Origin of the sequence: Psychromonas antarctica, assembly GCF_022267535.1 — a bacterium.
Classification (GTDB): Bacteria; Pseudomonadota; Gammaproteobacteria; order Enterobacterales; family Psychromonadaceae; genus Psychromonas; species Psychromonas antarctica.
On the sequence record NZ_JAHNZV010000024.1, the window covers coordinates 24,551 to 35,711 of the forward strand.

The window sequence follows — 11,161 nt, forward strand, 5'->3', positions numbered from 1 at the left end:
TAAGGAATAAATTATGAAAAAGAAAATCTTAGCACTTGCTATCGGTAGTGTACTTTCAGCAGGCGCCAATGCAGCACTTAGTGATATTATTATCAGTGAATACGTTGAAGGCTCTGGTAATAATAAAATGATTGAGCTCACTAACTTGGGTGCAGCTGATTATACTTTCCCAAGCAACGTTACGCTGGAATATAGTTCATATCACAATGATATTTATAATGCAGCCAAAGTTAATGTTCTAGAAGGACAAAAGATTGATGCAGGTAAAACACTTGTTATTTATAACGGTGAAACCGAAGCTGAAGTAATTACAGCGATTCAGGGAACAAAAGTTGCAGCAGGAACTTATGCTGAAGCAAAATATAACGCGATGAATTATAGCGGTGATGACCATGTTGCATTGATGGATGGTAGTACTATTGTTGATGTCATCGGAACATTTGGTGATAGTGGCAATGATTGGGGAAAAGATAAAACATTCCGTCGTCGTCTTGCTGTAGGGGATGCCTCTCCTGCACAAAATACCGCATTTGATGCAAATAATTGGTTAGAAGAACCTCTTGATACCTTAAGTGGATTAGGTGATTCTACGCTTGCACCTTATGTTGCAGTCGTTGTTGCACCATCAATATGTGGTAGTGAAACACTCACAACAATTGGCGCAATACAAGGTTCAGAAAATAGCTCACTACTTGCCGATACTACCGTCTTTGTTCAAGGTGTCGTTACAGCCGTTGCTAAATATCCAGTAAAAGGCTTATATCTACAAGATGCTGTCGCTGATGGTAACATCATGACCTCCGATGGTATTTTTGTAAAAACAAGTAAAGCAACTGATGACTTAATTGGTAATACAATTTGTTTAACCAGTAAGGTTGTTGAAGACTACGGCTTAACTGAGTTAGAAACCGACGAATGGGATGTAACGGATACGTCTTCATCAGTTCCTGCTGCAACCGATATTACGATGATCCCTGAAGATCTAGGTTCATTCAAAGCGACACTTGAACGTTATGAAGGCATGCTCGTTAATCTACCTAGCGATATCGATCCTGCGACTGATGGCAATCAAGATATGCGCGTTACTAAAGCGTTTGGTTTTGATTACAACTCTTACCGTAACAACCTGATCTTCAGCTACTTACGTCCTAACATGGTACCGACGCAAAATAATGTTGCCGGCAGTGAGGGAGCGACAGCTGCTCATGAACAAAACAAGGATTACCGCTTAATCATTGAAAGCCCTGAAAAAGCAGCTGACGGAGAGATCCCTTACTACCCAGACTTCGCAACAGATCCAGCGAAAAACTATATTCGTATCAATGATAGCGTCACAGATATGGAAGGTGTTATTGCTTACAGTTATGGAGACTTTACTTTAGTCGTTACCAACCAAGTTGATAAAAACAACTTTAAACATAATGACGATCGTTCAAAAACACCGGATCTAAGTACAGTAACCGAAGACGGTGAATTTGCCATTAAAATCGGCACCATGAACGTATTAAACTTCTTTAACTCACCCTTTGGTGGCGATATTAATACCCACGGTGACAATCGTGGTGCTGAAAGCGATGCAGATTTCCAAAAACAAAAAACAAAAATAGTGGCTGCAGTTAAGGGACTCAACGTCGATATCCTTGGTTTAATGGAGATCGAAAATAACGGTTTTGGTTCTCGCTCAGCAATCAAAGAGCTGGTTGATACGATTAATGAAGATTACTACGACGAAGATCCAAAAGATGCAGAGAACTCTAACTCGACCAGCAACCGTTATGTTTTCGTAGGATATGACTCAAATGGCGATTTGGTGCTTGATGAATTAGATTCAATCGGCGGCGATGCGATTACAACAGGGTTATTATACCGTCCGACTAAAGTTAGCATCGAAAGCTTGAAAGTGATTCCAATGCCCGAGCAACACGCTCCAGCTATCGTCAATGACAGTTATATTGTTGTTAAAGATAGCAATGGTGCCGCGCTTGAAAGTGGAGATAATTACCAACGTAGCACACTCGCAGTCACCTTTAAGGTCAACCAAACGGGTAAAAAACTAACGGTTGCAGTTAATCACCTTAAATCAAAAGGATCTTCTTGCTGGGAAGATTGGCAAGGCGTTGAATTTGGTGATGCAGAAAAATGGTCTGAGGATGCGCCAGATCTTGATTTTCAAGGTCAATGTGAAGCGTTCCGTGTAGCGACTGCCGTTCACCTAGGTGAAGAACTGCACAAAATAGCGGGCGATAAAGTGGTTATCGGAGACATGAACACTTATGCCCAAGAAGACGCGCTATTAGTGTTAACCGAGAATACAACGGGCAAAGCACTGACCACGGCTCGTGATACGTTTATTGGTAAAAAACCACAGTTTAATGTCAGCGGCACCCCTGTTGCTGTCACTAAAAGCTATGGTTATATCAATAGCGTACTGCTAAAAGACACAGAAAAAGGTCGTTTAAGCTGGAGCTACTCGTACAACGATGAGATTGGAACACTTGACCATGCACTGATCAGCCCATCACTGAAAGATCGTTTAATTGATGCAGTTGATTGGCACATTAATGCAGCTGAATCTACTTTATATGATTACCAGAGTAAGTATAAAGGCGATCATGTTGATGCGTTGTACGTCAATGATGCTTATCGTTCATCAGATCATGATTCAGCAGCCATCTCTCTAAGCTATAAATATGGCGAAGTAAGTGATGGGGAACCTGTTCACCTTGTGATTCAAGATGGCGCGATCAAGATCCCTTACTCTATTCCAGGCAGTGAAGCTACGTTAGCCGGCGATATTGCAGAGATCTCGTTATCGTCTGAGAATGATCTGAGTAAGATTGTATTGCCGACTGTAGCCCTCACTGAAGATGGACAATCATTAGTCGATATTGAAGTGTTTGGTCTTAAAGCGGGCGCTTACAATGCAACAATGAAACTGGTACGTGATGGTCAATTGATGCCTAACTTTACTACGTCAATGAAAATTGAAGCAGCGAAAAAAGACTCAACAACACCTAAAGTCTCACCACCAGCACCTTATGACGGTTCAGGCGGTGGTTCATTCGGTATTTTTGGCCTTTTATCATTACTAGGGCTTGGTTTCTTACGTCGCACTAAGGCATAAGAAATATTAGCCATTTATCTGCTTACGCTCAGATAAATGGCTATCTAATACTGCAACAAGAGCAATCTCCTTTAAGCTAAAATTTCAAGGTAATTAAATATGAATAACAAAACCAAGATAGCCATCATGCTATTCTCACTTCCCGTTCTCGTTGCGTGTGGTAGTGGTGATGATACAAACACAATTAAAAGTAATACAACAGTCACAAATCCAACACCACTAGTACCTGTAGCACCAACTCCCGTTACGCCTGTTACACCTGTTACACCTGTAACGCCTACTCCAGTAACGCCTGTAACACCAACGCCTGTAGCAAGCAATTTAGCGGTTAACGGTGATTTTGACGATTGGGATGCAGTAACTGGCGCTCCAGTAGGTTGGAATATTGATGTTAAAGGTGGAATTACGGTAGCAAAAGAGACGATTATAACGAAACCTGCAACCGAAGCTGCAACTAAAGCGAGTGCCAGCTCTGCCGCGATTACGGTTATTACTGGTTCGCAAGGTGATACTGATTTTCGTCAAAGCATCGATGTAGAAGCAGGTAAAACTTACACCCTCTCTATGTCGTTTTATCACACTGAAGGCTTCATAAAAGCACGTGTTTATCTAGATACCTATACCGATGAATATTCAGCTCCGGATCTGGTTAATCAGTGGCAAGAACTTAGTGCGGATTACACCGCAACAGAAACTAAGAGCATTGAAATAGGTGCTCGTTTCTATGATGAACCTTCATTTGACAATTCTGAAATCGTTTATTTCGATGATGTTAAATTTGAAGAGTCAACAGGCACAACTGTAACACCTACTCCTGTAACCCCTACTCCTGTAACCCCCACAACACCAATTGTTCCTGTCGACACGACGACTTATTATAAAAATGCCGAAGGTAAAGAAGGTTTTGCATTAAAAACAGCCCTTTACGATATTACTAAAGGACATACAGCCAAAACTTACGGTGATTTATGGACCTTTATGGCAGCCAATTCATTAGATAAATATTCTAAATATGAAAACGATGGCTCGATCTTAGATATGTACTCAGAGAACCCCTCTGCATCTGATAGTTATAACTACACGCCAGTAACCAGCCAATGTGGTAATTACTCAGGTGAAGGTAGTTGTTATAATCGTGAACACTCTTTCCCTAAAAGTTGGTTTAACGATGCCTCCCCTATGTATACAGATATTCATCACCTTTTCGCAACCGATGGTTATGTAAACGGTAAACGTAGTAACTACCCTTATGGTGAAGTTGGCTCAGCGACATTTACGTCAACTAATGGCAGCAAATTAGGCGCGGCCATAACAACACTAGGATATACCGGAACCGTATTTGAACCGATTGATGAGTTTAAAGGTGATTTTGCCAGAGCCTATTTTTATATGGCAACACGTTACCAAGATATCGCTGGCTCATGGGAAGCAAATTCAGACGGTGCTAATGCAGTGTTAGATGGTAGCAGTGATAAAGTGTTTGAAAATTGGGTAGTTGTTATGCTTAAACGCTGGAGTGAAAATGATCCAGTCAGCCAGAAAGAGATCGACCGTAATGAAGCGGCCTATCAGTTTCAAGGCAACCGTAATCCTTTTATTAATCACCCCGAATATATAAATAAAATTTGGGTTGATTAATAGAATCTAAACAAAAATATTGCCTTTTTCTTAAACAAGCGAAAGGCAATATTAACTTACTATTGCACAACACAAACATCGCCACAAAAGAATATAACCCTGTTTTTTACTGTATAAAGCAAAAACATCCCTGTGCACAAAAAACTTTTTAGCTGCATTTATTTAGTCGCCCACTTTAAAACACGTTACAATAGTTTTTTTATTTGCTGTTAACTAAAACTATGAATCAAGCCATTATTTGTCGTATTGCACTGGCTATCCCTCTGCATAAACAGTTCGATTATTTACTACCGAGTTATCTGCTTAAAACAGCACTAGAGAATCTAGTCGGCTGTCGTGTGCGTGTTCCTTTTGGTGGGAAAAGACAGATGATCGGGGTGATTTGCGAGGTAAATCCTGCTTGTGATTATGCCCTAGACAAATTAAAGAATATTACCCAACTGATAGATCAAACCCCCCTATTAGATGACAGTCTGTGGTCACTTTTACGCTGGGCTGCTTTTTATTATCAGCACCCCTTTGGCGATGTTTTTCAGCAAGCGATTCCAACCCTGTTACGTCAAGGTAAAGAGGCAAACTTTAAAGGCTGTGAACATTGGCAACTGTCGGGGAATGCATTTAATTTAGACGATTTTAAAGGCGCAAAAAAACAACAACAAGCGCTTTCTTTGCTACAAGAAAGCAAATTAGCGAGTACACAGTTAAAAACGCAAGATGTCAGTCGTCCGACGCTCAAGGCACTGCAGGAAAAAGGACTTATTGAATCGATTGAACAGCAACCCGATTGCGATCTAGAGTGGCTAAATACCTTTTCAGAAAGTACGCAAAAGCCAACATTAACGGCTGAGCAGGCGATTGCGATCACCAGCGTGACACAGCAAAGCAATACCTTTAACTGTTTCTTATTAGAAGGGATCACCGGCAGCGGTAAAACCGAAGTTTATCTCAATATTTTAAAACCGATTCTCGAAGCGGGTAAACAAGTATTAGTGATAGTGCCGGAAATTGGCTTAACACCGCAAACGGTGCAGCGCTTTCAAGCGCGCTTTAAAGTACCTGTTTATATCAAGCATTCAGGCTTAAACGCCCGCGAGCAGCTTGATACCTGGTTACATGCCAAACAAGCCAGTGGCGCTATTATTATTGGCACACGCAGTGCTATTTTCAGCGATTTTAAAAACTTAGGGCTGATTATTATTGATGAAGAGCACGATGGCTCTTTTAAACAGCAGGATGGATTCCGCTACCATGCTCGAGATTTTGCCATTAAACGGGCGTTTCAGCAAAAGATCCCAATTGTTTTAGGATCGGCTACCCCTTCTTTAGAAACCCTACATAATGCACTGCAGGGTAAATATCAGCATCTGCACCTTACCGAGCGCGCAGGCAATGCCAAACCACCCACCAGCAGCTTAATTAACTTAGCAGGTTTACCACTTAAATCGGGCTTATCACCACAATTAATTGAGCTGATGGGCAAACATCTAGCCAAAAACAATCAAGTAATCTTGTTTTTAAACCGCCGAGGTTATGCCCCTGTATTGATGTGTCATGAATGCGGTTGGCTGGTAAAATGTCCCCGTTGTGATGCTTTTTACACTTATCATAAATCAGCTAATTATCTGCATTGCCACCATTGCACCGCCACTCTACCGGTGCCACGTCAGTGCGGCGATTGTGGATCCACACAGCTAATCGCAACGGGAGTCGGCACAGAGCAGTTAGAAGAAACACTCAATTCTCTCTTCCCCGATCACCCTACCGTGCGCATTGATCGCGACAACACGCGTAAAAAAGAGAGCTTTAACCAGTATTTGCGTGATATTAATAAAGGGAAATATAAGATTTTGCTGGGCACGCAGATGCTCGCTAAAGGCCACCACTTTCCCGATGTGACTTTAGTGGCTCTGATTGATGTGGATGGCGCACTATTTTGTAATGATTACCGTGCTAGCGAACGATTAGCCCAGTTGTACACTCAAGTAGCAGGGCGAGCTGGTCGCGCAGAAAAAAAAGGGCAAGTGGTTTTACAAACGCACCATCCAGAACACAGCTTGTTACAGGATCTGGTCAATAATGGTTATCTCGATTTTTCTAGAAATGCACTGCAGGAACGCAACTTAGCGCAACTGCCACCGTGTTCGTTTCAGGTATTATTGCGCTGCGAATCGGCTAATGCCACACAAGCAGAAAACTTTTTAAGCTTATGCAAGCAAGTACTCACACAGATTTCGCTAAACAATAAAACTAGCGAACAATTATTGATATTAGGTCCTATTCCCGCATCAATGGAGCGTCGCGCCGGTAAATACCGCTTTCAGCTGTTATTGCAAAGTCAGCAACGCGCACTACTGACAAAAACGCTACAGCAAGCGCAGGTTAGTTTCGATAATATGCCTGAAGGGCGTAAGGTAAGGTGGTCCATCGATGTGGATCCGATAGATTTTGTATAATAAACAGCCTCAACTCAAGATAAAATTTCAATGGAATTTTGGTTACCCATAAGCTTCAGCCATACTCAACTATGATGAATTCTTATTGCTGCACTTTATTGGGCAAAAAATGATCCCGACAACGCGGGGATTGTCCATGCGCACCATGCATTAATAATCAATAAAAACACTGTTATTGCCAGAGAAAACGGGTCTAAAATGAACATAATTGACACATATACTGTACTAATCTGAGTATATTCTTATTGTTTTCATGATCATAGAGGATCAAGTTAAACATACCTTTTGAACAGCCATACCGTTTCCTTTACGCTACCCTATCAGTTGAGAATACTGGCTCGTCAACATCCCAACGCACTGTATCAATTGAGGCTCCAAGTGACCGCGGACATATTAAAAGACTTTGCAGCAAAACAGAATAAAGGCAGTTTAGGATTTACCAGCGTATTACACACACATTCTCGTCGTCGAGAATGCCATCCTCATGTGCATATCATTGTGCCCTGCGGACGTTACGATGCCACCAAAAAAACAGTGGCACAAAAGTAATAAGCAATATCTGTTTAATGAATTTGCACTCGCCAAAGTATGGCGAGCAAGAGTCATTGCTGCGATTAGTCACAGCACTGAGTTAACCATGCCCGCTGACATGCCTAAAAAGTGGGTGGTTGATTGTCGTCAGGTCGGATTTGGTGCTTCTGCTTTTAAATACTTATCACGCTATCTGTACCGTGGCGTATTACCCGACAAAGACATTATTAGCATCACCGATGACAACGTGACATTTAGGTATAAAGAAGGAGGAACAAATATTATCAAAATGAGAACATTACCCGTACTCAAATTCTTATGGTTAATATTACAACACGTATTACCAAAAGGCCTGCAGCGCGTTCGTGATTACGGGTTTTTAAGAGGCAATGCCAAACAACTTCGGTTGCAAATAATGCTAATACTAGGGTGCGATTTAAGCACAGTGGCAATAACACCAAAACGAAAATGGTCAGTCTGCATCTGCCCATGCTGTCAGCATGAAATGCATTTTATAGGAGTAAACCGACTGGGAAATTAACGTGTTATCACGCATGATCTTCTAAGAAGAATTCATAACAGAAAGCGAATAAAAAGAGGTGTATTGGCATTCAACCCAAACAGATAACAGGTTGATATAATTGAACTATCAATTGTATGTTAGCGAAACTCGCCTAAAGAAAAGTCACCATTTTAATTTAGCCCTCACCAAAATCCACTATTTACGATAAAGAGAAGCAACTCCCGAACGGGCTTGTTCAACACCCGAATAAGGTATCGGCTGCGCGACACCTATTTTTGTTTGTTATGCAGCATTACTCGTGACGTGCTGCTAATTTTTTATAAACAGCATCTTTGTCACGCTTACCAATAGCTAAAACATAAACCACTATTTCAGAATCAATCACTTCATAAGCTAAACGATAACCTGCAGTCCGAAGCTTTATTTTGTAAACCGAATCATACCCTCGAAGCTTTGCAGAAGGAACGTGTGGATTTTCAAGTCGTTCAGCTAACTTCTTTTTAAATTGGCTTTGAATCGGTGAAGCTAACTTGCTCCACTCTTTTTGTGCTGCTGGCAGAAATTTAAGCTTATAAGTCATCTAAACTAACTTCCACTGCTTCTGATAAGTCGCCTCGACGGCTATCAACCAGATTTCCAAGTTCATAATCATCAAGCATATCCATTAACCACTCGTAGGTTTCCGCTGGAACAAGGTAAGCAGCAGGTGTGTTATGATTTAGTATTGCAATTGCAGCGCCATCAGCTGCATTTAACAAGGCGGTTGGATTCTTCTTTAATTCTGAAATGCTTGCAGAGCAATCAGCTAATATCTGTCTCATGGTAGCTCCTTAATAAAGCGTTAAATTTAGCCCTTATTTTAGACTACTTACCGAGGGCTTGCTAATAAATTTACAGAAGCTGCATAACGCCTGCAACAGTGGCGGTTTGAGATTGGTAGTGTTTTTGAGTGTTTTTGAGTGTTTTTGAGTGTTTTTTCAAAAACAGTGCCGAGACCAAAGCGTCCAGGGCAGCAGTTTGTTAAATTATTTTTGAGAACTGAAATAGAGTTCGTCTAACTCCGAGCTACTATATAAATCAATACATTTTTTGATTTCAAATGTGCCGCTAATAGACCCTTGATATTTCTTTTCAATAAATTTATGAATAAGCGGTTCGGAGTTTAAAAGGCTCTCTACTGACAAGTTAGACTGTTCTAAATATGAGCTGGCCGTATTTAAAGCATCTTTTTTTTCTTCCTCATTTTTAAGCGAATAGCTAAGACATCTACTTAAAACCCAATTTTTATAGATTATTTTTTGATCTGAAATTTCTGTCGAATTATCAGAAGATTTTGCACATGATGCGATAAGACCAAGTAACAACAGCAATACTATTCGATTCATGTAAGACTCCAAAATAAACCTTTCTCAGGGGTGAAACTACCATTTTCAGAATTCATAAAATGGCAAGAATCAGAACAAATATTACCATTCCAGAGAGTTACATGCCCTCCTGCATTAGACCAACCGCTGCCAGAAAATACTACAATTCCTTTTTTATCATTAAAATCTGTTTGCTTGGGTGAGTTTATTATTAAATCAGGCTTCCCAAAAGTATCTTCAAGATAGAGAATCATATCGTTTACCCTATACATATATTGTTTTTTATCATTTCCGCTTACTACTGCATACTTCCCACCATTGGGAATTAAAATGCCACATTTATTTAAAACATAGCTCATGCGAATTGGACATGCATTCTGAAATACACCAGAATCAATATTTATTTGAACATGCCCACCAATTTTTTCACCAACTTCTTTAACAGATACATTAATTTCAGAGAAAAAACTCCAAGCTCTTATGAAATTTGGTCTAAACCTTGACATATTAGTAATCCCTTGTTTTAAATAAAAAATACATATTAATCCAACTTATATCATTGCCAAAAAAATAGCCTTATTTAGACATGGTGAAATAAATGTTAATTTTTAACTTTTTTATTTAAGAATTACAAAATATAGAGTGAAATTTAACGCCAGCAATAAACGGCGCTAGGTTTGGCGACGATTTTGCGGCTTTTGTGTTTTGCAAAATAGACGACAAACCGTAAAGCGTCCGATTTGATTGCCTTGTGTACGCCCAGCATGGGCATGAACTAATGAGGTGAAAGTCCTCTGTAGGAAGATCACCGTTTAATAAAATATTTATTATTAAACGCTAACTACTAGCGAATGGCAAGGGCTTATCCGCGAGGATTGGTCCGGAGGATTGCTCTGGAGGAAGCCGCTAGCCCTCCCCATCAATAAACAAGGCGAACTGATGAACAAGAACATCATATGAGGCGTAGGCTAGAGGTGAGTTGGCACAAGATGACGAAACCGCGTGATCTAATGGCCACCGTAAATGATGCAGCAGTGCAAAGAAAGTACATGTCCTTATCTGGGGAGATCTGCTTAACACGCGATCGGTAACTTAACCAGTCAGGCACTGGGTTATAACTGTCTTGGCTTTTCAGAATCATCAACTGGAAAGAGCGAAACCGATGAAAACCGATAGCGCATGACTGGGCAACTAGGCATGTGAGTAAGCAGAAGTCAGCAGACGGCATACTAGCCAAACGCCCATCGTAATGGTTGGGACACTGTGAAGGCCTGAACATCTAAACCATAGGAGATACCATATTGAACTTGAAACACAATAAATTACCATGTTGTGATAGTGCTCCTCAGCGTTCAGATATGAACAATACCTTAAATGAATATTCACTAATGACACAAATGCTCAGTGATCAAAACATGAGAGCTGCATGGAAACATGTTAAAGCCAACAAAGGTGCTCCCGGTATTGATAACATGAGCATTGAGGAGTTTGAACCTTTTGCCTTAGCACATTGGCAAGGGATCAAAGC

The 11,161-nt window shown here is 40.7% G+C and carries 7 protein-coding genes and 2 pseudogenes; 5 read left to right on the forward strand and 4 right to left on the reverse strand.

Annotated elements, in window-relative coordinates:
- Nucleotides 1–13: 13 nt before the first annotated feature.
- From KSO91_RS08040 to KSO91_RS08055, 4 genes and pseudogenes are all read left to right on the forward strand, one after another.
- Nucleotides 14–3,124 carry an ExeM/NucH family extracellular endonuclease gene (locus KSO91_RS08040; RefSeq protein ID WP_238742439.1) on the forward strand — a complete coding sequence of 1,037 codons (3,111 nt, stop codon included), beginning with the start codon at nt 14–16 and terminating at the stop codon, nt 3,122–3,124.
- A 99-nt stretch (nt 3,125–3,223) separates the two neighbouring features.
- Nucleotides 3,224–4,762 carry an HNH endonuclease signature motif containing protein gene (locus tag KSO91_RS08045; RefSeq protein ID WP_238742440.1) on the forward strand — a complete coding sequence of 513 codons (1,539 nt, stop codon included), beginning with the start codon at nt 3,224–3,226 and terminating at the stop codon, nt 4,760–4,762.
- 221 nt (nt 4,763–4,983) lie between these two features.
- Nucleotides 4,984–7,215 (forward strand): primosomal protein N', encoded by a 2,232-nt coding sequence (priA, locus tag KSO91_RS08050; RefSeq protein WP_238742441.1) that lies wholly within the window; start codon nt 4,984–4,986, stop codon nt 7,213–7,215.
- Nucleotides 7,216–7,515: 300 nt separating this feature from the next.
- Nucleotides 7,516–8,287: pseudogene (locus KSO91_RS08055) on the forward strand (IS91 family transposase); the annotation flags it as partial.
- A 274-nt stretch (nt 8,288–8,561) separates the two neighbouring features.
- Here KSO91_RS08055 and KSO91_RS08060 read toward each other — a convergent pair.
- The 4 genes from KSO91_RS08060 to KSO91_RS08075 form a co-directional block, all read right to left on the reverse strand.
- Nucleotides 8,562–8,849, reverse strand: coding sequence for a type II toxin-antitoxin system RelE family toxin (locus tag KSO91_RS08060; protein ID WP_238742442.1), 288 nt, complete (start codon nt 8,847–8,849; stop codon nt 8,562–8,564).
- The gene (locus KSO91_RS08065) at nt 8,839–9,090 is read right to left on the reverse strand and encodes a type II toxin-antitoxin system Phd/YefM family antitoxin (RefSeq protein WP_238742443.1); all 252 of its coding nucleotides are present in this window, start codon (nt 9,088–9,090) and stop codon (nt 8,839–8,841) included. Before KSO91_RS08065 ends, KSO91_RS08060 begins: the two co-directional genes overlap by 11 nt.
- Before the next feature lie 204 nt (nt 9,091–9,294).
- On the reverse strand, nt 9,295–9,654 hold the full coding sequence (locus KSO91_RS08070; protein ID WP_238742444.1) for a T6SS amidase immunity protein Tai4 family protein: 360 nt from the start codon (nt 9,652–9,654) through the stop codon (nt 9,295–9,297).
- Nucleotides 9,651–10,139: a type VI secretion system amidase effector protein Tae4 gene (locus tag KSO91_RS08075; RefSeq protein WP_238742445.1), complete on the reverse strand. Its 489-nt coding sequence runs from the start codon at nt 10,137–10,139 to the stop codon at nt 9,651–9,653. Before KSO91_RS08075 ends, KSO91_RS08070 begins: the two co-directional genes overlap by 4 nt.
- 795 nt (nt 10,140–10,934) lie before the next feature.
- Between KSO91_RS08075 and KSO91_RS08080 the strand changes: the two are divergent.
- Nucleotides 10,935–11,161 (forward strand): annotated as a pseudogene (locus KSO91_RS08080) (group II intron reverse transcriptase/maturase); the annotation flags it as partial.